The sequence below is a fragment of the Pseudobutyrivibrio sp. genome (assembly GCF_015057185.1).
Lineage (GTDB): Bacteria > Bacillota > Clostridia > Lachnospirales > Lachnospiraceae > Pseudobutyrivibrio.
This window is the reverse complement of the sequence record NZ_SVEV01000041.1, coordinates 1-22,748: the sequence shown is the minus strand read 5'-3', so window position 1 is coordinate 22,748 and position 22,748 is coordinate 1. Positions and strand designations below refer to the sequence as shown.

The window sequence follows — 22,748 nt, the reverse complement described above, 5'->3', positions numbered from 1 at the left end:
ACATTGATACATAGCCATAAACATGCTCACACACATCTGATAACGCATACACATGACGGCTCTACACATACGCATGCTATCGAGCATTCCCATGATCACGCCCATGTGATTAATGAAGGCAAACACGGACATACACACAGTGTAGAGGAGTTGGAAAATGCTCTGGGACATAGGTCCAATAGGACGATAACCTTTCGTTGATGTATATAAAAGTCAGTTATTAATTATATTAATAACTGGCTATTATTTTTACCAATTATTACACCTATTGACTTAGTAGGTAATTAAAGCTATATTATCAACAAGTTAAATGAATCAGAAATACCCATACACTTGAAATAATAAATTCGTAAATACGAAGTGAATGTGTAAAAAGGAGGTATATATGGCGGAACAAAACACGGTTAATGAAAAGGAGCTAATCCAAATTAAAGAATATGTTGAGTCGATAAAATATGGTTCGGTAAACATAATTATTCAGGATGGAAAAATAGTTCAAATTGATAAAAGTGAAAAGATAAGAATATAAAAAGGTCGAGCTGACTAGACAACTAGAGGTTCAAAATCACGGTCTCATTTGCTGTGGTTTTGGGCCTCTTTTTTATAAAAAACATTTTAAGAAAAGGAGACAAATAATATGGGAAAGTTATTCACATCAGAATCAGTAACAGAGGGACATCCAGACAAAATTGCAGATCAAATTTCTGATGCAATCCTTGACGAGTTACTTACTCAGGATCCATATTCAAGAGTTGCAGCCGAGACCACAGTTGCAACAGGACTGGCACTTGTAGTCGGAGAGATTACAACAAAGGCGTATGTGGACATCGCAAAGATTGCAAAAGAAACAATCAGAGAAATTGGATATGTAAATAATGTAGATGGATATAATGCAGATTCAATTGCGGTACTTACATCAATAGATGAACAATCAGCTGATATTGCACTTGGTGTTGACAAAGCCTTTGAATCAAAGCAGGAAGGAGCAACAGAGGATTATGGGACAGGCGCAGGAGATCAAGGAATCATATTTGGATATGCAACAGATGAAACACCTGAGTTTTTACCACCAGCTATTTCGTTTGCTCATAGGCTTACACGACAGCTTACAAAGGTTCGAAAGGATGGAACACTTCCATACCTTAGACCAGATGGAAAGTCTCAGGTAACAGTAGAATTTGCAGAAGATGGAAAAACTGTAAAGAGAGTACATACCATTGTAATATCAACACAACATGCAGAGGATGTAACTCTTGAACAGATTCGTAAAGACGTTATTGAATACGTTATTAAGCCGGTAATTCCAGAAGAATTATTAGATGAAAACACAATTTATTATGTAAATCCAACTGGAAGATTTGTTATCGGTGGACCACAGGGAGATGCAGGACTGACAGGACGAAAGATAATCGTGGATACCTATGGTGGTACTGGACGCCACGGTGGTGGTGCTTTCTCAGGTAAGGATCCAACAAAGGTTGATCGTTCTGCAGCCTATGCAGCTAGATGGGTTGCAAAGAATTTAGTTGCAGCAGGTGTAGCAAAGCGACTTGAAGTGGAGCTTGCATATGCAATAGGTGTGGCAAAGCCAGTATCGGTTGCAGTTGAGACCTTTGGCACGGGAGTGATAGAAGATGAAAAGATTGTTGCGATTATTGAAAAGGTATTTGATCTTAGACCAGCAGCAATTATTGATGCCCTTGATTTACGCAGGCCAATCTACAAGCAGACTGCTGCTTATGGACATTTCGGCAGAACAGATATTGACCTTCCTTGGGAGCATTTAGATAAGGTGGATGAGATTAAGAAGAATTTAGAGAAGGATATAGAGATTTCTTTTAATATTTCGGCAGAAGCAGTATTGGTGTAGGAGGATAGAATGGCACGAGATTTAGAATGGCGAAAAAAAGAACCTAGCTTAAAGGAAGTGCAAGCAAAGTATTCAGATCTGCCTAAATCATGGATTTTAAAGGCAGACATACAACGTAGAGGGCTTAATTATACAAAAGCAGCAATTGAAAAAATAGATCCTAATATTCATGTTGTTAACAGCGATGCAGGTTCAGGTTTTAGAAATAATTTGGACTATGTTCCTGAGGGGCTTATATGGAAGGATGGTTCATATCTTGTAGCAAATTTTGATTTTGACGAGAACTCGGTACGTGAGCCCTACACAATAGATGTTGTAGATGACAAAATTGTAGTCACCGATGAAGGCGAAGTGCTAGAAGAAGTTCTTGGATACTGGGAAAAACCTGATTTTTACAACAAATTAGCAAGCAATGGAGAACCTTTAAATAAGTATATAACCAGTCGACCACAACGATTGGATATAAATGTAAATAGGTATTGTCATTTTTGGGATAAACCGGGAGATGGTTGTAAATATTGCCCATTAACACCTACATATAATAGCCAAGGCTGCAAGCAGGAACAATATGAGCATAAATATATAAGAGAAGCGTTTGCAGAAGCATTAAAGCAAAAAGGTAGATTTACTCATGTAATGCTGACCGGTGGATCAATTTTGTCTGGAAAAGAATTGTTGGATGATGAGCTTGAAAGCTATATTGCTATTTTGAAAATTTTAGGTGAGTTTTTTACAACAGATAGATTTCCAAGTCAGCTCATTGCAACAGCTTTTAATGAGAGACAGTTAGAAAGATTGAGAAACGAAACTAAGCTTATGACATACACACCAGATATTGAGGTGTTGAATGCAGAAAAGTTTGACTGGATTTGTCATGGAAAATCTCGTGAGATTGGATATGAAGAGTGGAAGCGTCGCATATATAAGGCGGTTGATATTTTTGGAAAAGGAAATGTTAGTTCCGGTATGGTACTGGGGGTTGAATTAGCTACACCAAATGGCTTCAAGTCAGAAGATGAGGCTTTTGATGCAATTATAACTGAGGCAGAAGAGATTATTTCTCATGGAGTGGCATTGGCGGCGAATATTTGGAGACCAGCACCTAAGTCTGTTTTACAGGGACAAAAATCTCCATCTTTAGATTATTTTGTCAAAGTCTATCGTGAGTTTGATAGATTGCAGAGAAAATATTGTCCAAATCCATATACAGATGATTTTAGAAGATGTGGTGCACATATTGGATTAGATTTAATGAGAACATATTAATGATTGGGAGTAATTAGATGGCTATTATAAGTGATGAATTAAAAAGAATTCTTGATGAACCAGAAACATTAAAGGCAATTGCGACAAATGATAGAGAAGGTATCCCCCATATTGTTTTTAAGGGTACTTTACATGTAGAGGGTAACGATTTTGTTTTTTATGACTTACTACAAAGCTCTACTAATAATAAGAATTTAGTTAATGCGATTTGGTTTGATCAGAAGGTTGCAATTAATATTTTATCCAAAGATAAAAGGAGTTTTCATATTGTAGGCACTCCATCAAAAAGCATAACTGCAGGAAAAGAATTCGAAAAGGTATATGAAAAAATACAGACAAGATTTGGGGAAGAAACGGATTTAAATGCAATTTGGTTTATTGCTCCAGAAACAATTAAAGAGGTATCCTATGAAACTAGAAAACAGGAAGAAAGGGAGAAATTTCCAATTTTAGCACACTTAGATCAGATTACCATTAGGAGGAATGAACTATGAAAATGAATATTAAAAGAATACTATCTGGAATAATAGGAACAGCTTTGGTTTTAGGCATGTTAGTTGGATGTGGTCAGGTTAATGCAAAAGGTAATAATGTCAGTGAAGAGACCTCTGAGAGTCAAAGAGTAATACGATTGGGAAATTTTGCATTTAGTATATGGAATGCTCAAATTATAGTTGCTTATCAAAATGGATATTTCGACGAGGTTTTTGCCGATGACAATGTTTCAATTGAAGTAATTGATTTCGCTAATGGACCTGCAGCTAATGAGGCTTTTGTAGCAGGTGACTTAGACATTATCAATGGAATAGGTGATCAACCTATTGTAGTTGGAATAAGTAATGATGTAGACACTAAAATTCTAGCTGGTGCTGCTAAACAGGGGGAAAATATCGGAGTAATAGCCTCTAAAGAAAGTGGAATTACAGCTGTAGAAGATTTAAAAGGGAAAAAAATAGGTGTATATATTGGTACATATGTTCATAAGTCCATAATCGGAATATTAAATGATGCAGGTCTTAGTGAAGATGATGTTGAACTGGTAAATATCACATCTACATCAGATGCCACTGCTGCATTCGATAGCGGTGATATAGATGCATATTTATCCATGAGTGGTGATTATATACATCAAAAATTAGATGAGGGCTATGTTGTTGTTACTGATTGTGCTAATCATCCTGCATTTTCATACATCGTTGCCTCATCAGCTTTTATCTCAGAAAATCAAGATTTAGTAGAGGAATTTATAGCAGCTTTAGTGAAGGCGCAGGAGTGGATAGATGATAATCCAGAAGAGGCATATAAGGTCATTGCGGAATTTTCAGGTAATGATGTTGATGTTGTAAAAAACACTATCGAAGGTGCTGACATTAAGCTTTCATGGGATGACGATTATGAGAATAATCTGTTTGAAACTTATGATTTCTTATATAGTCATGAAATGATTTCAAAAGAATTAACAAATGAGGAAATACTCGAAAGAATTGATACTTCGATAATTGATAAATACAGTAATTAAGGGTGACAAATATGAGTATAAACAATCGGACAAAATGGCGCGACATGGAATTATCTTACAAACAAGTTCTTGAAAAGTATCCAGACATTCCGCCTATAGTGGCCCTGAAAATAGATGTTAGTAGGAGGGGAATCGCATATACGGATGCCGCTTTTGAAAAAGTGAATCCTGATAAACATCATGTAGAGCCTTTTAATTACATGATTGGTCATGGAAAGCAAATTTCCCCGATTGGTCTATTCCTAAGAGATGGGTCTGTTATTTGTCAAGGACATCAAGAGGTATACAACTGGACATATAGAGATCCTTATGTGTTAGACGTTGTAGATGACAAATTAGTAATTGTAGATGAAGATAAAATATATGAAGAAGTTAGGTTTTGGGAGAAGCCTGATTTCTATGATAAGTATACAAGTAATGGTACACCAATGAGAGAAATAGCGTCTGCTCGACCGCAGAGACTTACAATTGCACCAGCTACTAAATGCCATTTTTGGGATGTGCCCAAGGAGGGATGTAAGTATTGTGCGTTGTTTTCAGCCCATAGGTCATGCAATGATGATGGTGATATTAGAGATGATAAATGGTTTGAAGATGTTACAGAGACTGTGCAGGAGGCTTTGAAACAAAAAGGCAGATATGCATCGTTTCATATGACTGCAGGCTCCACATTGAGTGGAAAAGAGATATTTGATGATGAGGTAGACTTGTATATTAAAACATTGCATGCAGCAGAGAAAGCAATTGATGCAAAAAAGTTTCCTGTGAAGTTAGTTGCAAGTGCATTTTCAAAGAAACAGCTACAGAGAATGTATGAAGAGACAGCCATTACAACATACACAACAGATCTTGAAGTGCTAAACAAGGATTTATTTGGATGGGTATGTCCTGGCAAAGCAAGGCTAGTTGGCTATGAAGAATGGAAAAAACGTTTATACGATGCCGTTGATATTTTTGGAAGAGGCAACGTTGATTGTGGCATAGTAGGTGGAGTAGAAACTGCTCAGCCTAATGGCTTTAGTGACGAAGGCGAGGCCTTGAAAAATATACTAGCGGAAGCAGAGGAAATTGCTTCCCATGGAATAAGTTTCGCTGATTGTGTTTGGAACACCTTACCGGGGGCAATTTTTATGAAACAAAAAACACCGTCATTAGAGTATTATGTTCGGCTTGCTTTAGGGTTGGCTGAAGTAAGAAGGAAAAATGGTTTGAACATCTATACAGATGATTATCGAAGATGTGGAAATCATCCTAATACAGATTTAGCTAGAATTGATTAAGGAGATTATTATGTCTGTTTTAATAAATCGAGAAGTGTTTGAAGCAATCAACAATCCAGACAGTATTAAGGTGCTTGCATCAGTGGACAGGCATGGTAGAGTGCACGTTGTTCCAAAAGCTAGTATTACAGTATCTGAGGATGGGAGAATTAAATATTGGGAGCTGATAGAAAGCTCTCAAACAAATAAAAATGTTACATATGCTTTGTGGTTCAATAAAGAAATTGCAATCAATGTAATAACATCCGATAAGAAGAGCTACCAGATAAAAGGAATACCAAAGGAAAATTTGAATGCTGGCAGAGAGTATGAGGAAAACTATATTGCTGCCCAGAAGAAAAATTCTCAAAATGATCTTGCAGCAGTATATTATATTGAACCAACAGAGGTTATTTATGAAACATATAGTAAACGTTTATTAGATGAAACAGAAAAGCACCCTTTATACATACATCTAGATAGACTTGCTAAGCATACATAGAGGTGGGATATGAAGAAAAGTATCGATATTATTCTTAAGATAATTGCACCTGTATTATTAATTATCATATGGCAGGTGTCTGGAAGCTTAGGGGTGTTAAATGAGCACATATTACCGGCACCATCAGTGTTAGTTCAGGCGTTTATAAAATTGATTCAAAATGGAAAACTGATAACTAATTTGTTAATTAGCCTTAGCCGTGTTTTCAAAGGCTATTTGCTGGGCGCTTTGATAGGTATAATTTTAGGCACAATTATGGGGATTTCTCGTGGGATAAATAGAGTATTAAGCTCATTGGTAAGTATTTTTAGACCAATTCCAATGATTGCTTGGATACCATTATTAATCCTTGGGTTAGGAATCGGAGAAGAATCAAAGGTAGCAGTTATTCTAATTGGTAGTTTATGGCCTGTATTGTTAAATACGATAAGCGGAATTTTATCAGTGGATAATAAATTGCTGGAAGTGGCTAAAACCTTAGAAAAGAACAAAATAAATATTTTGGTTAATGTGATTTTACCATCAGCATGGCCGTCAATTTTTACAGGTTTGCGATTAGGAATTAGTACTGCTTGGACATGTGTTGTTGCTGCGGAAATGGTGGCAGCCTCTTCTGGCATCGGGTATATGATTACATATGCTCGAGAACTTTCACAGCCGGAAGTAGTATTGGTAGGTGTTTTTTCTATTGGTTTTATCGGATTAATTATTGATGCTTTAATAGGTACTCTTCAGAAGAGAATCTTGCGTTGGAGCTATATAAATAATAGAGATAGGTGATTATATGGTGGCGAATAATGAAGTACATTTTAATAATGTTGAAAAAGTGTTTCCATTAGATGGTGAGTATCTAGAAGTACTAGATAGAATAAATCTTGATATACACCCAGGAGAATTTGTGAGTATTGTTGGTAATTCGGGGTGCGGAAAGAGTACCTTATTAAAAATGCTTGTTGGACTAGATAACCCTACTAAAGGTGAAATAAAAGTAGGTGATAGAGTTGTTGATTCACCAAAATCAGATGTAGGAATTGTTTTTCAAGAGGCCAGATTATTTCCGTGGTTAACAATCGAGAAGAATATTGAGTTTGGCATTGAGAAAAATGTTTCTAAAGAGAATCGAAAGAATATAATTAGAAATGCCATAGAATTAGTAGGACTTCTTGGATTTGAAAAAGCCTATCCGGCTCAACTATCAGGTGGTATGCAGCAGCGAGCTGCTATAGCGAGGGCATTAGTAGGTAAGCCAGACGTTCTACTTTTAGATGAACCTTTTGGTGCATTAGATGCTTTTACGAGAATATCTATGCAAAATGAAGTTCTAAAAATATGGGAAAAAGAAAAGAGAACAATGATACTTGTAACGCATGATATTGATGAGGCTATTTTTTTAAGTGACAGAATTGTAATACTATCAGAACGTCCAGGTAGAATTAAAGAAATTATTAGTGTTAATTTGGAAAGACCGAGAGATAGAAGTAGAGAAGAGTTTTTGCATATAAGAAAGAAAATACTTACAAGCTTTATAGGAAATACAGGGTTAGATTTAGAGTATTATATTTAAAAATACGAATATTGTTTTTAAACGCTTGAGCCAGTTATAAATTAGTTTTATAGCTGGCTCTCATTTTCTTTAGGAACTAAATGTATTGTATTTACAGGCTTTGTAGCATATAATCCTATCAACCTAGTAGATAAGTAGTTAATAATAAACAATAGGAGGAGAAAATGATATGGCAGACATTACATTAGGTAGTACAAAAACTAATCGAGAAGAAATTGTTACAACCAGTAAATCTCAACTATCAGATTTATGGAAAAAAGAAGATTGGCTCACAATTTGGATTGGAGCAATTCTAATTGCAGTAGCAGCAGTATCAGTTTTAACAGGAGCATTTGATTTCAGCGCTACAAAGTTTTCTACTTGGGGAAACGGAGTGAGCGTGTTGGAACAGCTTAGCACAGGAGCATTTTGGTTATCACTTATCAGAACCTTTTTAGTAACAGGCGCTCTATTTACAGCAGGTATCAAGCTTAAGGGCGAATCTGTTAAGGATTATATTCCAGCCTACTCAGTACTTTTTGCACTTGCTATCTTAGTTAGATTCATTTCTGCGGAGTACACACTTAATAGATATTTAGAATGGGCTTTCTGGGCACTTATTGTTGGGCTTGTAATTTCTAATACTGTTGGTGTTCCAAAGTGGTTAAAGCCAGCAGTTCAGACTGAGTACTATATTAAAGCTGGACTTGTAGTAATGGGATTTTCAGTTTTGTTTTCAAACATTATTAACTTTGGTCTTTACGGACTTGGAATTGCATGGATTGTTACACCTGTAGTAATTATCTTTATGTGGTTCTTTGGTACAAGGGTGCTTAAAATCGACAACAAACCACTAGTAATTACACTTGCAACAGCAACTTCTGTCTGCGGTACATCAGCAGCTATTGCAGCAGGTGCATCATCAAAGGCAAAGAAAACTGACCTTTCACTTGCAGTTTCTATTTCAATTATCTTTACAGTAATTATGATGGTGTTTGAGCCTATTATCATCAAGGCAACTGGTCTAGGCGAACTTATGGGAGGAGCTCTTATAGGTGGTACAGTAGATTCGACTGGTGCGGTAACAGTTGCAGGAACTGCTCTTGGAGAGACAGCTCAGACAGCAGCAGTACTAGTTAAATCAATACAGAATATTCTTATAGGCTTTATCGCATTTGCGGTAGCAATTTTCTTTACAGCTCACGTTGAAGGAGGAGAGGAAAAAAGTAATGTCACAGCTGCAGAAATTTGGTATAGACTTCCAAAGTTTATCTTAGGATTCTTCGCGGCTTCACTTATAGCATCATTTATTTTTCTTCCAACAGTAGGCAAGGATACAGTTGCAGGAATCAACGGAGTACTTGATCAGTATAAGAACTGGGCTTTCGTACTAGCATTTACAAGCATTGGTCTTGATACAAACTTTAGAGAAATCAAGGAACAGTTTAAGGGCGGTAAGCCACTTACATTATATGTTGTAGGCCAATTGTTTAACATTGTTCTTACATTTATAGCGGTATACATTTTACTATCAGGAAAATTTTTCCCTATTCCTACACTTCAGTAATAGAGAAAGGTCTATATTTGGAGGTTTGATATGAATATAAAAGCCACATTGAAAACTATAAGCAAAGTATTAGGTATTGTTTTCATTACAACAATTCTAATCCTAGTGATATACATAATGGCCAATGGCTTAGGACTTATTGAAGGGTTAGATTTTGGCGCAGGTGCATACTATTATGCGGATATACCAGAATTTGCCAAATACGTAAATGCGGATCATTTTAGAACAAGCTTTCCGATGTGGCTTCATATTGGGTTATTTTTACTATGGGGTGTAGCTATGTATAGATTGTGGACGTGGTTAGAAAAAAGAAGCTCGAGAAAAGGAGACTAGATATTTATGAAAATTACAACAAAGGAACTCACATTAACCGCTTTATTTGCAGCCCTTATTGTAGTAGGTGCTTTTTTAAAGGTGGATATACCACTTCCCCTTTATACTATGCATTTTACACTTCAATGGTTCTTTGTATTATTAGCAGGATTTTTACTTGGAAGAAAGTTGGGAACACTTAGTGTTGTCACTTACATAGTTATTGGACTTGCAGGTGTCCCAGTATTTGCCGCAGGTGGTGGAATAGGGTATGTACTTAGACCCGGCTTTGGATTTCTTCTTGGTTTCGTTTTCGCAGCATATTTGATTGGACTTGTTTCAGACATTATTAAGCCAGTAACGCTTTGGCAATACATTATTCCAGCAACCATTGGACTTGTAACCTATTATGCGGTGGGTGCAGTTTATTTTTACCTAATTAAGAACCTTTATGTCGGTGAAGCTGTTTCATTTGCGGTAGTTGTTGTTCAGTATTGCTTGATAACTGTTCTTCCAGATTTTATTCTTTGCGTTATTGCAGCAGGGTTTGCTAAGCAACTCTTACCAATAATTAAAAAGTTGGGGAACATTGGAGTTCAAGCATAGATTTTAAACGGGGTGATTAGGTGGGATTTAATACAGATTTATTACATGCAGGAGTGGTTAAGGACTCCAAAGGGGCAACGTTGCCACCTATATATCAAAGTACCGCCTTCGATCATGAGACAGCTGAGGATTTGGCTGGGATTTTCGGAGGAAGAAAAATGGGATTTTGCTATACACGAGTAGCCAATCCTACAGTCAGTGCCTTTGAAGAAAGAATTACAAAGCTTGAAGGTGGCTTGGCATCAGTCGCATGTTCGTCAGGGATGGCGGCTATTTCCATGGCTCTTTTAAATATTTTGCAGGCAGGAGATGAAATAATATCAAGTGCTAGTTTGTATGGCGGCACTATTGATTTATTTAGAGATATTGAGGCTTTTGGAATCAAAACAATATATGTAAAAAACAATGATTGGGATGCTATTGAAAAGGCGTTTACCGATAAAACCAAGGTGGTATTTGCAGAGACCATCGGCAATCCCTGTTTGGACGTAACAGATGTTAAGAAACTAGCAGAAATAGCTCATGCACATGGAACTCCGTTGGTTTTAGACAATACAACAGCCACCCCTTATTTGATTAAAGGAATCGAGCATGGGGCTGATATCGTGGTGAATTCCTCATCAAAATATATTAATGGAAATAGCAATTCAATCAGTGGAGTGCTTACAGATAGTGGGCATTTTAAATGGACCAAGGAAAAATATCCGGTATTAGGTGAATATATAAAGTTTGGGCAGTTTGCTTATATTAGCAAGCTGAGAAATGGATTATTTAGAAATGTAGGAGTTTGTTTATCACCATTTAATGCGTATTTGAATTTGGTTGGTATTGAGACTCTAGGACTTCGTATGAAGCAACAATGTGAAAACGCATATACGTTAGCAAAATGGTTTCAGGATAATTACCAAGATATCAAGGTAAACTATCCAGGACTTAAGTCGAGCCCATGGCATCATATAGCAGAAAAGGAATTAAAAGGTGGTTATGGTGGAATACTTACAATAAGAGTTGGGAGTAAGGAAAAAGCATTTTCCATTATGAACAATCTTAAAATCCCATATATTTTATCCAATATAGGAGATACAAAAACACTTGTAGTTCATCCACAATCAACAATTTCACTTCACAGTACTGAAAAAGAACTGGCAGCTTCGGGAGTGTTTGATGATTTAATCCGTATTTCCGTAGGAATTGAAGACCCGGAGGATTTGATAGAGGATTTCAAACAGGCAATTAACTAGTAGTAAAGGAGTTATTAATGGCAGAAAAAATTGATTATAAGGCACTAAAAGCTGGCGGGTTCATGACACAGATACAAAAAGGATATGGCTCTCTTAGACTTGCCGTAGTGGGAGGAAATCTTGATGCATCTGCAATTAAGGTTGTTGCTGAGGTGGCGGAAAAATATGGGCATGGTTATATCCATATGACATCTCGTCAGGGAATTGAGATTCCTTTCATTCATGTAAATGATTTGGAAAATGTAAAACGAGAGTTGGAAGAAGGCGGAGTATACACAGGAGTGTGTGGCCCTAGAGTTAGAACAATCACCGCTTGCCAGGGATCAGAAATTTGTCCATCAGGATGTATAGATACATACACTTTGGCTAAAGAACTTAATGATAGATACTTTGGAAGAGAGCTTCCACACAAGTTTAAATTTGGAGTAACAGGTTGTCAGAATAACTGTTTAAAGGCAGAGGAGAATGATGTTGGAATTAAAGGTGGAATGACAGTTGAGTACAAGGAAGATGCCTGCATATCATGTGGTGTATGTGTGAAAGCATGTCGTGAGTCAGCATTAAAAATGGAGGATGGCAAGGTCACCATTGATAGAAGTAAGTGCAATAACTGTGCACGATGTGTAAAAAGCTGTCCAACAGATGCTTGGGAGGGAACACCTGGATATATCGTTTCCTTTGGCGGAACCTTTGGAAATAAGATTTATAAAGCAGAACAATTGCTTCCTATTATTAGAGATAAGGAAACATTATTCCGTGTCACAGATGCCGCAATTGATTATTTTCAAGCCAACGCAAAACCTAGTGAACGCTTCCGCGCAACATTGCAGCGACTAGGTGATGAAGGGCTCAAGGAAAGTATAAATAAGGCATACAACAATAATTAAAGACAGTTTGTAGGTGCTACAGGAGTAAGGAGAATAACATGGCGGAAGTATTAGAATATGATGATTTAGTTGATATTACAGATAAGGTATGCCCTTTAACATTTGTTACTGCGAAGGTGGCAATAGAGGAGTTAGACGATGGACAGATTTTGGCTATTCGCTTAAATGATGGAGAACCAGTTCAAAATGTTCCACGCTCTTTCAAGGAGGATGGACATAAGGTGTTGAGGCTTTTTGATAACGAGGATGGAACCTACACACTGTATGTGAGAAAGGTGGAGGAATAATATGGCAGCTAGAGTATATGCAGATGATTTTAAGGATAAGGTGTTAGATAGTGCGCTTCCTGTATTGGTGGATTTCTACTCAGATTCATGTGTAGCCTGTAAAAAATTAGCACCAGTTTTGTGTGAATTGGAAGAAGATTACGAAGGCAAAATTAATGTATTTAAGGTTAATACAAATTATGATCAGACCCTTGCAAAGGAATATAAGGTTTTGTCAAATCCTACACTTATTCTCTTTAAGAATGGCAAGGATGTTGACAAGCAAATTGGCTCTAGGGACTATGACGATTTAACAGAGTGGCTAGATGCAAATATTTAATTAGGGAGGATTTTCATATGACTATTATAGTGGCAGGAGAAAAGAAAGATTTTAAAGATGGATTAACACTTCCTGAGCTTATAGAGCTTGAGAATGTGGAAACACCACAGTATGTTACAGTTTCAATCAATGATGAATTTGTAGCATCAGAGGAAAAGGATTCCACAGTTTTAAAAGAAGGTGACTCAGTGGAGTTTCTATATTTTATGGGAGGCGGACAGTAATGGCAATGACAGATGAGCAAATCGAACGCTATAGCCGCCATATTATCCTCAAAGAGGTAGGTGCCAAAGGACAAAAGAAGCTCCTTAATGCAAAAGTGCTAATTATTGGTGCAGGAGGCTTGGGGGCCCCTGCAGCTATGTATTTAGCAGCAGCAGGCGTAGGAACAATCGGCATTGTAGATGCGGACGAAGTGGATTTATCTAATCTTCAGCGCCAAATTATCCATAGCACCGCAGACATCGGGAAACCAAAGGTAAAGTCTGCTAAGGAGACTATGAACGCAATGAATCCAGATGTGGTGGTAAAGACCTATCACATGTTTGTAGACTCTACAAATATCAGAGAGCTGATTCGTGAATATGATTTTGTAATTGATGGCACAGACAATTTCCCAGCAAAGTTTTTGATAAATGATGCCTGCGTAATGGAAAAGAAGCCATTTAGTCATGCAGGAATCATTCGCTTTAAAGGTCAGCTTATGACTTATGTGCCAGGAGAGGGTCCCTGCTATAGATGTGTATTTAAAAATCCGCCGCCTAAGGATGCAGTACCTACCTGCAAGCAAGCTGGGGTAATAGGTGCAATGGGAGGAGTTATAGGCTCTCTTCAGGCAATGGAGGCGGTAAAGTATATTGTCGGCGTGGGAAAGCTTCTCACAGGGCATCTTCTTACATATGATGCTGTAAATCAGGAGTTCAGAAAAATAAAGCTTCCTAGCGATACAAGAAAGTGCCCTGTATGTGGCAAGGCTCCAACAATCACAGAGCTTATTGATTATGAGCAGGAGATTTGTGAAGAAACAGCTGGACGATTCGAGACAAAGGAAAATCAGTAAATGAGAATAATTAGATTAGATTATCGTATATACGATGATATAGCTAAATATGCAAAAGAGCATCTTCCAGAGGAGGCTTGCGGACTTATTGCAGGCTCTGAGGATGAGAATGGGAATAGAGTAATTGAAAAGGTTTATTTTCTCGAAAACATAGACCATTCCCACGACCATTTTACACTAGATCCGAAGGACCAAATGACGGCCATCAAGGATATGAGAGCAGCAGGGTTAAAACAGCTTGGTAATTGGCACTCACATCCCGAGTCACCATCCCGTCCATCAGAAGAAGATATCAGACTTTCTTTTGATTCAAAGGCTAGCTATATGATTCTTTCTTTAATGGGGGAAAACCCAGTTTTTAACAGTTACCATGTAGAAAATGGTAAGTATGAAAAAGAGGATTTAAGAATTGTTTCTGAGAATTATTTCTATTAAAGCATTCTTAATGATAAAAAACCTCAATAAATAACGACCTATAATTATTGTAGATTTATCGGAGTTCTGTTATTCTATCTATGGTTAGCGATGGCTAACTATCGTGCGAATCATTGTAGAACTCCTTTTTCTATATAAGAGTTGCTACCTCTTGGAAAAGGAGTTCTCAAATTTTGAAAGGAAGGGTTATTTTATGGATTATTTAGAGATTGAAAAGGTAGTAGGTAGAGAGATTCTTGATTCTAGAGGAAATCCTACTGTTGAGTGTGAAGTTACTCTTGCCGATGGAACTGTTGGAAGGGGAATGGCTCCTTCAGGTGCATCTACAGGCGAGTTTGAGGCTCTTGAATTAAGAGACGGAGATAAAGATAGATATTTAGGAAAAGGTGTTTTAAAGGCCGTTGAAAATATCAATGGACCTATCGCAAAGGCTATCGTTGGCATGGATGCATCGGACATTTATGCAATTGATGCAGCTATGATTAAGGCTGATGGTACCAAGGATAAATCAAATTTTGGCGCAAATGCTATTCTTGCCACATCAATCGCTTGCTGTCGTGCAGCAGCTACTTCTTACGATATGCCACTTTATAGATTCGTAGGTGGAGTTAATGGAAATAGACTTCCTGTTCCAATGATGAATATTGTTAACGGTGGTTGCCACGCACTTTCATCTGGATTGGATGTACAGGAATTTATGATTATGCCTGTTGGTGCTACATCCTTTAGAGAAGCTCTCAGATGGTGTGCAGAGGTATTCCATGCACTTGCTGCAATTCTAAAGGATAGAGGACTTGCTACATCAGTTGGCGATGAAGGTGGATTTGCTCCTGCTCTCAAATCTGATGAGGAAGCTATAGAGACAATTCTCGAGGCTGTAAAGAAGGCTGGTTATGAGCCAGGAAAGGATTTCAGAATCGCTATGGATGCTGCATCTTCTGAATGGAAGACAGGAAAAGTAGGTGAGTACAAGCTTCCAAAGGCTGGTACAGTTTACACTTCTGAGCAGCTTATTGAGCATTGGAAAAAGCTTGTTGAAAAATATCCAATTATTTCTATTGAGGATGCTCTTGATGAAGAAGATTGGGAAGGCTGGAAGAAACTTACAGCTGAGCTTGGAGACAAGGTACAGTTAGTAGGAGACGATTTATTTGTTACTAACACAGAACGTCTTTCAAAGGGAATTGCAAATGGTTGCGGCAATTCAATCCTTATCAAGCTAAACCAGATTGGTTCTGTATCAGAGACACTTGAGGCAATCAAGATGGCTCATAAGGCAGGCTATACAGCTATTTCTTCTCACAGAAGCGGTGAAACAGAGGATACAACAATTGCAGATCTTGCTGTAGCTCTTAACACTTGCCAAATCAAAACAGGTGCTCCATCAAGAACAGAGCGTGTGGCTAAGTACAATCAGCTTCTTAGAATCGAAGAGCAGTTAGGTGACGCTGCAATCTATCCAGGAATGGGAGCATTTAACGTTAAATAATTAAAAAGCAATCTATAAAAAAGAAGCGGTGCATGTGCGCCGCTTCTTCTATATGAAGTTTAGATATTTCTGTTGAAGGAAATAACAAGTACATCCTCGGAGTTTTCATCCTTGATGAGAAAATCAGTGATTTCTACTTTCCTAAGAACTCCGTCGTCTCCTTCTTGGAATACACGTAGGGCAACTTTGTCCTTGCCAGCAGCATACTCCTTTAATAGATTGTCACGAGAAAAAGTCTTCTTGAATAAATCCTTGTCCATGTCGTGCATTGTTTCACATCCAGAGTCGATTAGTTCATCAAAGGAACCAGCAGCTGCACATTTGGTGGAAGAAAAATCCTCGTAAGTTAAAAAGCTATATGTGTTTTGTGTAAGGTTACCCAATATTAGAAGAGGGTATTCATTAAAAATGACTTTTGTTAAAAGTTTTGTTTTATCAATATTTTCCATCTCTCTCACCCTAAATTTCTTATTTCTACCCAAACAACTATGATAAATCTTTAGTTAAATTTTCGCAAGAAGCTAGTATTTATTTTCAAAAGTGAGAGAATGGGTAAATTGACAGTAGATTTTCGTACTTTGCTGTGGTAAAGTATTGTGAGAAAATTAAAATTAACAGAGAGGAAAAATCATGTCAGTAAAATACGTTAGTACAAGAGATGTAAACAAGCAGGAAATCACAGCTTCGCAGGCTATTTTAAAGGGATTGGCTGATGATGGCGGTTTATTTGTACCTACATCTATCCCAAAGCTTGATGTTCCTGTTGAAAAGCTTGCCCAGATGTCATATCAGGAAGTTGCATACGAAGTGTTGAAATTATTCCTTAGCGATTTCACAGAAGAGGAGCTCAAACACTGTATCAACAGTGCATATGACAGCAAATTTGATACAGAGGAGATTGCTCCACTAGTTTATGCTGACGGGGCATATTATCTTGAGTTATTCCATGGTGCAACTATTGCTTTTAAGGATATGGCACTTTCGATTTTGCCACATCTTATGATTACTTCCGCTCGTAAAAACAATATAAAAAATGATATCGTAATTTTAACAGCTACTTCTGGCGACACTGGAAAGGCTGCTCTTGCAGGATTTGCAGACGTTGAGGGTACTCGTATCGTTGTATTCTATCCAAAGAATGGTGTATCTGCTATTCAGGAGCGTCAGATGGTTACTCAAAAGGGTGACAATACTCACGTTGTTGGAATCAAGGGTAACTTTGACCAGGCCCAGACAGGTGTTAAGCAGATGTTTAATGACAAAGCTCTTGCGGCAGAGTTAGACGCTGCAGGATTCCAGTTCTCATCTGCAAACTCAATCAACATTGGACGTTTGGTTCCACAGATTGCTTACTATGTATATGCCTATGCAATGCTCTTAAAAGAAGAAAAAATTGCATCAGGTGAGACTATTAATGTAGTTGTTCCTACAGGTAACTTTGGAAATATTCTTGCTGCTTATTATGCAAAGAATATGGGACTTCCTATTGCAAAGCTTATCTGTGCATCAAACGAGAACAAGGTTCTCTATGATTTCTTCACAACAGGAGAGTATGACAAAAATAGAGAGTTTATCCTTACAAATTCACCATCAATGGATATTTTGATTTCAAGTAACCTTGAGAGACTTATTTATCATATTGCTGGTGATGATGCTACTAAGAATGCTGAGCTTATGGAGAGCCTCAAGAATACAGGTAAATACGAAATTACTTCAGAGATGAAATCAAAGCTTGATAGCTTCTATGGCAACTATGCTTCAGAGCAGGAGACAGGTGCTACTATCAAGGCGCTTTACGAAAAGACAGGATATATTATTGATACTCATACAGCTGTTGCATCTACTGTATACAATAAATACAAGGCTCAGGAGAATGACAACAAGACAACTGTTATCGCTTCTACAGCTAGCCCATTTAAATTCACACGTGCTGTAATGGGAGCGATTGATGCAGCATATGAGAAGGAAGAAGATTTCGTTCTCGTTGACAAGCTTTCAGAACTTGGAAAGGTTGATGTTCCAAACGCAATCGAAGAGATTCGTTCAGCTGCTGTCAGACATGATACAGTAGTAGAGGTTTCAGATATGTGCGCTGAGGTAAAAAGATTCCTTGGCATTTAATTAGTTGAGTGTTCATAGACATAATAAGAGCCCCGGTAGCTATCAAGCTCTTAGTGTTACTGTAGGTCACATGTAGTGACCGAAAGTGACATCTAAGGCTTGAGAGCGTAACCGGGGCTTTTGTAATCCTTAGTAACAAATAATTAAATGAATAGTTCCAAATGGATAAGCCACTGGGAAGTCTACGCATTTATTTGTTCCAATTAAGACGCCTTCTTCAGTAATCTCAGGTGGTGCCAAGGCAATGCTTGTGTTGGCCTGTTCATTTGAAATGTTAACAATAAATAGTCCGTTGTGAAGATTTAGAAAATCCTCTAATGCGGCAATTACATATTCATTGAATTCCTGAAAATCTTCCTTGGCGTATCTTGATGCAAATCCTACAGCTGTATCTCTGTCACAATCAATGTGAGTGATATAATCCATGTTGCTGAATATGGATTGCGAAACACCAAAAGTAATTGGATATTCTTCCAGCACCATAGGAGAGAGAGGTGTGAAATCCTCGCCAATGAAACGTATCAAGCTGTTAAACATAAGCTCTAAGTACATGACATTTTCTGTTTTAACAGGCATTTCTGCAAGTAAAAAGAAATTCTCAATAATTGAATAAACAGCTTCGTTGTTTTCAATGTCAAGCTCCAAATCATAGAGCTCAGTATCGCCTTTGTATTCAAATATGATTCGCTCTAAATCCTCGTAGGTAATGACGTTGTCTTCAACAAGAGTCTGGCCTAAAAGGATATAGTCTGGAGTTTGTTTGGATAACAAATCAGCAACCTGTTGATCTGTTAAATAGCCACGCTCAACTGCAATTTCACCAAAACGTTTATCCTCACGAGTTTGGATGTATAAACATTCATCTACCTCGTTGGCTGTCATAAGACCTTCATGAATTGCTATGGTTCCCAGCTTGATATGTGTTTGAGAGAGGCGTGACATTGCATGGAAAAGCTGCTCTTGGGTAACAATCCCCTTTTGCAGTAAATAATTTCCTAAGAATTGTGTGAACATAAATTACTTTCCTCCAAGGCGCAGTTCAATGATTTCCTTAATCTGATTCTTCTCAAAAGGCTTTTGAATAAAATCTTTAGCACCAAGTTGAATTGCTTTTTTGAGCTGCTCCTGTGTACCAACTGAGGATACAATAATAATAACTGCATCATTATCGAAAGCTCTGATTTCTGATAGAGCTTCATTGCCATCCTTCTCGGGCATGACAATGTCCATAAATACTAAATCCGGTTTCTCTGCTTTATATAATTCAACTGCTTCGATACCGTTTTTTCCTTCTAAATATACCGCACCGCTAGCCACTTCGTTCACGGCATCTTTGAGTTGTTTTCTTGCAAGTACTGAGTCGTCGCAAATCAATATCTTTTTGTTATTAATATCCATAAAGCCAAAACCTCCTGCAAATTATACAATAATAATACAATATAAAATTTCATTATTCAAATGTATTTATCTGATATTTTCGTGAATTATTTGATTATTTTGTGTAACTTTTTTCTAACTAAAAAATAATGATTTCCACCGTTAGTAATCATGAAGTTCTAGCAATATACCCTTGAAAAAGCTATAATTATTAAAAAAGATTTGAGAGGTATTAATGTATTATGGACATGAGTTTTATGACAATTTTTGACATCATTATTTTGGCATTGGGAGCTTATCTTGTTTTTGCGGGAATCAAAAACTACATTTCCCACAAAATCGATCCAATGCTTATTACATCAGATGAGCTTGCCAGATGTACTGACGTGGAAGCATTATCAAAATATTTGATGCCAAAGACAGCAGTTTTTGGAGCTTTTTGTATTTTATTTGGAATCCAGGGAGTTCTTAACGACACAGGGAAAATGCCATCTACACAGACTGTAAATGTTATTTTCTTATTAGCATTCGTTGTTGTGTGGGTTGTTTTTTCATATTTTATTCGTACTGCAAAAAAGAAATATATTCAGTAAACAATTATTTTAACGTCACTTAGAATTCACATTATTAATGCACAATACAATCGTTGTTATGAGGAGGCGTATATGAAGAGAATTTTGGTAGTAGATGATGAGGAAAAAATCCGCTCAATCATTCGTAAATATGGTGAGTTCGAAGGTTATGAGGTAGCGGAAGCTACTGATGGTATGGATGCCATCCAAAAGGTAAAGGCCGATAGTAATTTCGATGTTATCATCATGGATGTTATGATGCCTGAGCTTGATGGATTTTCTGCTTGTACAGAGATTAAAAAAATCAAAAATATTCCTGTAATCATGCTTTCAGCAAGAGGGGAGGAATATGATAGAATTCACGGCTTTGAGGCAGGTGTTGATGACTACGTTGTTAAACCATTCTCACCAAAGGAATTGATGATGAGAGTCAAGGTAGTTACAAGTAGAGGCAAATCAGAAGAAGATGACGCTGATATTTTTAAATACGAAGGACTTGAAATCAACTTCACAGCGAGAACAGTTTCAATTGATGGCAAAAGAGTTGAAATGTCACCAAAGGAGTACGAGCTTTTATTCTATCTTGTGCGCAATAAAAACATTGCTCTTGAGAGAGAAAGACTTATTACTGAGGTTTGGGGCTATGACTATTATGGAGACGACAGGACATTAGACACCCACATCAAGCTACTTAGAAATAGCCTTGGGGAGTACAGAAAATTACTTATTACACTCAGAGGCGTAGGTTATAGATTTGAGGCGTAATGATATTTACTCCCTAGGAGGGTCCTTTTTTGAAAAAGAGCAGAATCAGTATTAAATGGAAAACATTTTCTATATTTCTCATTTTCGCCATGGTGCTCATTGGAGTACTATGGTTTTTTCAAATTGTCTACCTTGATGATTTCTACAAAATGATCAAAACTCGTGAGACAGAAAATGTTGTAAACGAAGTTGAACAATTAATTTTATCAGGAGAGATTTCCACTGACGAAATAGAAGAAATCGGTGCTGGGCACAACATGGGCATTCTTGTTTCCGACTGTGAAGGTAATGCCCTTTATACTGCAGAATATATTCCTAACTCTAGGATTTCATCTATTCCACCATATATGTTTAGCTTATTTTATGATACGGCTGTAGCGGATGGTGGCAATGCCATAATTGAGTACAAGGGTAATGTAATGCAGGGAAATGATGGCTTTGCCTTTAAAGAAAATCCTGAAGAAGGTGTGGAGTCCGGAGAGGAAGCCATTTCTAGTGCTTCCCCAGAGGTGGCGCCTAGTGAACCTAATCAGCAGGGTGAGGGCAAAATCGAATATACCATTCCACATGAAGAGGACAATACTACAGAGCAATTTAGACAGAACTTCGGTGACGACATGGCCGAATCCGTTATTTATGTTCGTATCATAGAATATGACGGTCAGGAAATTGTTGTTATGATTAACTCGGTGCTTACACCTGTTGATGCCACAGTTACCACCTTAAAGGCGCAGCTGATAATTATTTCCTTCATTATGATTATCGTAGCCTTTACCCTTGCGGCTGTTAATTCTAGAAGTGTTTCAAAGGCAATTATTAATTTAAATGAAGGCGCAAAGAGATTGGCAGCAGGAGATTACACAGTTAAGTTTAATTCCACTGACTATATGGAGGTTGCTGAGCTGTCTGACACATTAAATTATGCTGCTAACGAACTAGGCAAAACAGATAGCTTGCAAAAGGAATTAATAGCAAATGTATCTCATGATTTAAGAACGCCTCTTACTATGATAAAGGGGTATGCTGAGGTAATGCGAGATATCCCTGGTGAGAATACACCAGAGAATGTCCAGGTTATTATAGAGGAAACAGAGCGCCTCAGCGGACTTGTTAACGATATGCTTGATATTTCAAAGCTAAAGGCTGGAACAATCACACTTCAGCCTAGCGATTACAATATTACTGAAAGCATTCGCCATGTATTGGAACGCTACAACAAACTTCGCGAAGTCGACGGCTATACTATTGATTTTGTTTACGACAGAGAAGTTAACGTATATGCGGATGAGCAGAAAATGTTCCAGGTACTTTACAACTTGGTAAACAATGCCATCAACTATACTGGTGATGACAAAAAGGTTACTGTAGTTCAATTGGTTAGGGATGATGTCCTTAGAATTGAGGTGCAGGATACTGGAGATGGCGTCAAGCAGGAGGATATTCCATATGTTTGGGATAGATATTACAAGGACAAAACAGCACATAAGCGAGCTTTACAGGGCACAGGCTTAGGACTTTCCATTGTTAAAAATGTTCTTGAGCTCCACGGTGCAAAATACGGTGTAAACTCAGTCCAAGGAAAGGGCGCTACCTTCTGGTTTGAGCTTACAATAAATCCATTTCAAGAAGATTAATATGCATAATAAAAGGACTATCGGCTGATAGTCCTTTTTAGTGGTTTGCGCGCCATGGGCGCGCTCCAACGGGTGAAAGTCCCGAATACGCCTAGGTAACAAGGAAGTATATAGCTG

At 37.5% G+C, this 22,748-nt stretch carries 27 protein-coding genes; 24 read left to right on the top strand and 3 right to left on the bottom strand.

Translation table 11 applies throughout. The annotated features are described in order from the left end of the window. Positions 1-385: 385 nt before the first annotated feature. The 20 genes from E7276_RS13740 to eno all read left to right on the top strand — a co-directional run bounded on the left by E7276_RS13740 (position 386) and on the right by eno (position 16,162). Positions 386-529 carry a YezD family protein gene (locus tag E7276_RS13740; RefSeq protein ID WP_294218764.1) on the top strand — a complete coding sequence of 48 codons (144 nt, stop codon included), beginning with the start codon at positions 386-388 and terminating at the stop codon, positions 527-529. A 108-nt stretch (positions 530-637) separates the two neighbouring features. Then, positions 638-1,870, top strand: a complete 1,233-nt coding sequence (metK, locus tag E7276_RS13735; RefSeq protein WP_294218761.1) for a methionine adenosyltransferase — start codon at positions 638-640, stop codon at positions 1,868-1,870. 9 nt (positions 1,871-1,879) lie between these two features. Continuing rightward, the gene (locus tag E7276_RS13730; RefSeq protein WP_294218757.1) at positions 1,880-3,136 is read left to right on the top strand and encodes a radical SAM protein; all 1,257 of its coding nucleotides are present in this window, start codon (positions 1,880-1,882) and stop codon (positions 3,134-3,136) included. A 17-nt stretch (positions 3,137-3,153) separates the two neighbouring features. Next, positions 3,154-3,630, top strand: coding sequence for a hypothetical protein (locus E7276_RS13725; RefSeq protein ID WP_294218756.1), 477 nt, complete (start codon positions 3,154-3,156; stop codon positions 3,628-3,630). After that, the gene (locus tag E7276_RS13720) at positions 3,627-4,655 is read left to right on the top strand and encodes an ABC transporter substrate-binding protein (RefSeq protein ID WP_294218755.1); all 1,029 of its coding nucleotides are present in this window, start codon (positions 3,627-3,629) and stop codon (positions 4,653-4,655) included. The genes E7276_RS13725 and E7276_RS13720 overlap by 4 nt, the downstream gene beginning before the upstream one ends. A gap of 11 nt (positions 4,656-4,666) precedes the next feature. Further along, entirely contained in the window at positions 4,667-5,935 is a 1,269-nt protein-coding gene (locus E7276_RS13715; protein WP_294218752.1) for a radical SAM protein, read from the top strand. A 10-nt stretch (positions 5,936-5,945) separates the two neighbouring features. Then, complete coding sequence (locus E7276_RS13710) at positions 5,946-6,416, top strand: hypothetical protein (protein WP_294218749.1); 471 nt, start codon at positions 5,946-5,948, stop codon at positions 6,414-6,416. A gap of 9 nt (positions 6,417-6,425) precedes the next feature. After that, the gene (locus tag E7276_RS13705; protein WP_294218748.1) at positions 6,426-7,196 is read left to right on the top strand and encodes an ABC transporter permease; all 771 of its coding nucleotides are present in this window, start codon (positions 6,426-6,428) and stop codon (positions 7,194-7,196) included. A gap of 4 nt (positions 7,197-7,200) precedes the next feature. Further along, a complete protein-coding gene (locus E7276_RS13700; RefSeq protein ID WP_294218745.1) occupies positions 7,201-7,980 on the top strand; it encodes an ABC transporter ATP-binding protein in 780 nt (259 codons plus the stop codon). Between the two features lie 169 nt (positions 7,981-8,149). Continuing rightward, complete coding sequence (locus E7276_RS13695; RefSeq protein WP_294218742.1) at positions 8,150-9,526, top strand: YeiH family protein; 1,377 nt, start codon at positions 8,150-8,152, stop codon at positions 9,524-9,526. A gap of 30 nt (positions 9,527-9,556) precedes the next feature. Beyond that, complete coding sequence (locus tag E7276_RS13690) at positions 9,557-9,859, top strand: hypothetical protein (RefSeq protein ID WP_294218740.1); 303 nt, start codon at positions 9,557-9,559, stop codon at positions 9,857-9,859. 6 nt (positions 9,860-9,865) lie between these two features. After that, positions 9,866-10,444: a biotin transporter BioY gene (locus E7276_RS13685; RefSeq protein WP_294218737.1), complete on the top strand. Its 579-nt coding sequence runs from the start codon at positions 9,866-9,868 to the stop codon at positions 10,442-10,444. A gap of 20 nt (positions 10,445-10,464) precedes the next feature. Continuing rightward, the gene (locus tag E7276_RS13680) at positions 10,465-11,685 is read left to right on the top strand and encodes an O-acetylhomoserine aminocarboxypropyltransferase/cysteine synthase family protein (RefSeq protein ID WP_294218734.1); all 1,221 of its coding nucleotides are present in this window, start codon (positions 10,465-10,467) and stop codon (positions 11,683-11,685) included. A gap of 17 nt (positions 11,686-11,702) precedes the next feature. Next, positions 11,703-12,572 carry a 4Fe-4S binding protein gene (locus tag E7276_RS13675; protein ID WP_294218732.1) on the top strand — a complete coding sequence of 290 codons (870 nt, stop codon included), beginning with the start codon at positions 11,703-11,705 and terminating at the stop codon, positions 12,570-12,572. Positions 12,573-12,610: 38 nt separating this feature from the next. Further along, the gene (locus tag E7276_RS13670) at positions 12,611-12,859 is read left to right on the top strand and encodes a sulfurtransferase TusA family protein (protein ID WP_294218730.1); all 249 of its coding nucleotides are present in this window, start codon (positions 12,611-12,613) and stop codon (positions 12,857-12,859) included. Between the two features lies 1 nt (position 12,860). After that, positions 12,861-13,178: a thioredoxin family protein gene (locus E7276_RS13665; protein ID WP_294218727.1), complete on the top strand. Its 318-nt coding sequence runs from the start codon at positions 12,861-12,863 to the stop codon at positions 13,176-13,178. A 17-nt stretch (positions 13,179-13,195) separates the two neighbouring features. Next, the gene (gene thiS, locus E7276_RS13660) at positions 13,196-13,402 is read left to right on the top strand and encodes a sulfur carrier protein ThiS (protein ID WP_294218725.1); all 207 of its coding nucleotides are present in this window, start codon (positions 13,196-13,198) and stop codon (positions 13,400-13,402) included. After that, positions 13,402-14,238 (top strand): thiazole biosynthesis adenylyltransferase ThiF, encoded by an 837-nt coding sequence (thiF, locus tag E7276_RS13655; RefSeq protein ID WP_294218722.1) that lies wholly within the window; start codon positions 13,402-13,404, stop codon positions 14,236-14,238. Before thiS ends, thiF begins: the two co-directional genes overlap by 1 nt. After that, on the top strand, positions 14,239-14,673 hold the full coding sequence (locus E7276_RS13650) for a M67 family metallopeptidase (protein WP_294218720.1): 435 nt from the start codon (positions 14,239-14,241) through the stop codon (positions 14,671-14,673). A gap of 193 nt (positions 14,674-14,866) precedes the next feature. Further along, positions 14,867-16,162, top strand: coding sequence for a phosphopyruvate hydratase (gene eno, locus E7276_RS13645; protein ID WP_294218718.1), 1,296 nt, complete (start codon positions 14,867-14,869; stop codon positions 16,160-16,162). Positions 16,163-16,221: 59 nt separating this feature from the next. Here the strand turns inward: eno and E7276_RS13640 are convergent, their stop codons facing one another. After that, positions 16,222-16,611, bottom strand: coding sequence for a hypothetical protein (locus tag E7276_RS13640; RefSeq protein ID WP_294218716.1), 390 nt, complete (start codon positions 16,609-16,611; stop codon positions 16,222-16,224). Between the two features lie 181 nt (positions 16,612-16,792). Here E7276_RS13640 and thrC point away from each other — a divergent pair, with 181 nt between their 5' ends. Then, positions 16,793-18,283, top strand: a complete 1,491-nt coding sequence (thrC, locus tag E7276_RS13635; RefSeq protein WP_294218713.1) for a threonine synthase — start codon at positions 16,793-16,795, stop codon at positions 18,281-18,283. A 129-nt stretch (positions 18,284-18,412) separates the two neighbouring features. Here thrC and E7276_RS13630 read toward each other — a convergent pair whose 3' ends face one another. After that, entirely contained in the window at positions 18,413-19,297 is an 885-nt protein-coding gene (locus E7276_RS13630; RefSeq protein ID WP_294218711.1) for a chemotaxis protein CheX, read from the bottom strand. 3 nt (positions 19,298-19,300) lie between these two features. Further along, on the bottom strand, positions 19,301-19,681 hold the full coding sequence (locus E7276_RS13625; protein WP_294218708.1) for a response regulator: 381 nt from the start codon (positions 19,679-19,681) through the stop codon (positions 19,301-19,303). Positions 19,682-19,902: 221 nt separating this feature from the next. Between E7276_RS13625 and E7276_RS13620 the strand changes: the two genes are divergently transcribed. From E7276_RS13620 to E7276_RS13610, 3 genes are all read left to right on the top strand, one after another. Next, positions 19,903-20,253, top strand: coding sequence for a hypothetical protein (locus E7276_RS13620; RefSeq protein WP_294218704.1), 351 nt, complete (start codon positions 19,903-19,905; stop codon positions 20,251-20,253). A 72-nt stretch (positions 20,254-20,325) separates the two neighbouring features. Next, positions 20,326-20,997 (top strand): response regulator transcription factor, encoded by a 672-nt coding sequence (locus tag E7276_RS13615; protein ID WP_294218700.1) that lies wholly within the window; start codon positions 20,326-20,328, stop codon positions 20,995-20,997. 29 nt (positions 20,998-21,026) lie between these two features. After that, positions 21,027-22,631, top strand: a complete 1,605-nt coding sequence (locus E7276_RS13610; RefSeq protein WP_294218697.1) for a sensor histidine kinase — start codon at positions 21,027-21,029, stop codon at positions 22,629-22,631. Positions 22,632-22,748: the final 117 nt, after the last annotated feature.

Excerpts from the sequence above, each read along its gene's own strand:
- E7276_RS13665 (WP_294218727.1), top strand. The coding sequence starts at position 12,861 with ATGGCAGCTAGAGTATATGCAGATGATTTTAAGGATAAGGTGTTAGAT.
- E7276_RS13730 (WP_294218757.1), top strand. The coding sequence starts at position 1,880 with ATGGCACGAGATTTAGAATGGCGAAAAAAAGAACCTAGCTTAAAGGAA.
- E7276_RS13695 (WP_294218742.1), top strand. The coding sequence starts at position 8,150 with ATGGCAGACATTACATTAGGTAGTACAAAAACTAATCGAGAAGAAATT.
- E7276_RS13630 (WP_294218711.1), bottom strand. The coding sequence starts at position 19,297 with ATGTTCACACAATTCTTAGGAAATTATTTACTGCAAAAGGGGATTGTT.
- E7276_RS13700 (WP_294218745.1), top strand. The coding sequence starts at position 7,201 with ATGGTGGCGAATAATGAAGTACATTTTAATAATGTTGAAAAAGTGTTT.
- E7276_RS13710 (WP_294218749.1), top strand. The coding sequence starts at position 5,946 with ATGTCTGTTTTAATAAATCGAGAAGTGTTTGAAGCAATCAACAATCCA.
- thiS (WP_294218725.1), top strand. The coding sequence starts at position 13,196 with ATGACTATTATAGTGGCAGGAGAAAAGAAAGATTTTAAAGATGGATTA.
- E7276_RS13675 (WP_294218732.1), top strand. The coding sequence starts at position 11,703 with ATGGCAGAAAAAATTGATTATAAGGCACTAAAAGCTGGCGGGTTCATG.
- E7276_RS13615 (WP_294218700.1), top strand. The coding sequence starts at position 20,326 with ATGAAGAGAATTTTGGTAGTAGATGATGAGGAAAAAATCCGCTCAATC.
- E7276_RS13720 (WP_294218755.1), top strand. The coding sequence starts at position 3,627 with ATGAAAATGAATATTAAAAGAATACTATCTGGAATAATAGGAACAGCT.
- E7276_RS13650 (WP_294218720.1), top strand. The coding sequence starts at position 14,239 with ATGAGAATAATTAGATTAGATTATCGTATATACGATGATATAGCTAAA.
- E7276_RS13705 (WP_294218748.1), top strand. The coding sequence starts at position 6,426 with ATGAAGAAAAGTATCGATATTATTCTTAAGATAATTGCACCTGTATTA.
- E7276_RS13715 (WP_294218752.1), top strand. The coding sequence starts at position 4,667 with ATGAGTATAAACAATCGGACAAAATGGCGCGACATGGAATTATCTTAC.
- E7276_RS13725 (WP_294218756.1), top strand. The coding sequence starts at position 3,154 with ATGGCTATTATAAGTGATGAATTAAAAAGAATTCTTGATGAACCAGAA.
- E7276_RS13625 (WP_294218708.1), bottom strand. The coding sequence starts at position 19,681 with ATGGATATTAATAACAAAAAGATATTGATTTGCGACGACTCAGTACTT.
- thiF (WP_294218722.1), top strand. The coding sequence starts at position 13,402 with ATGGCAATGACAGATGAGCAAATCGAACGCTATAGCCGCCATATTATC.
- E7276_RS13670 (WP_294218730.1), top strand. The coding sequence starts at position 12,611 with ATGGCGGAAGTATTAGAATATGATGATTTAGTTGATATTACAGATAAG.
- E7276_RS13685 (WP_294218737.1), top strand. The coding sequence starts at position 9,866 with ATGAAAATTACAACAAAGGAACTCACATTAACCGCTTTATTTGCAGCC.
- thrC (WP_294218713.1), top strand. The coding sequence starts at position 16,793 with ATGTCAGTAAAATACGTTAGTACAAGAGATGTAAACAAGCAGGAAATC.
- metK (WP_294218761.1), top strand. The coding sequence starts at position 638 with ATGGGAAAGTTATTCACATCAGAATCAGTAACAGAGGGACATCCAGAC.
- E7276_RS13690 (WP_294218740.1), top strand. The coding sequence starts at position 9,557 with ATGAATATAAAAGCCACATTGAAAACTATAAGCAAAGTATTAGGTATT.
- E7276_RS13620 (WP_294218704.1), top strand. The coding sequence starts at position 19,903 with ATGGACATGAGTTTTATGACAATTTTTGACATCATTATTTTGGCATTG.
- E7276_RS13740 (WP_294218764.1), top strand. The coding sequence starts at position 386 with ATGGCGGAACAAAACACGGTTAATGAAAAGGAGCTAATCCAAATTAAA.
- eno (WP_294218718.1), top strand. The coding sequence starts at position 14,867 with ATGGATTATTTAGAGATTGAAAAGGTAGTAGGTAGAGAGATTCTTGAT.
- E7276_RS13640 (WP_294218716.1), bottom strand. The coding sequence starts at position 16,611 with ATGGAAAATATTGATAAAACAAAACTTTTAACAAAAGTCATTTTTAAT.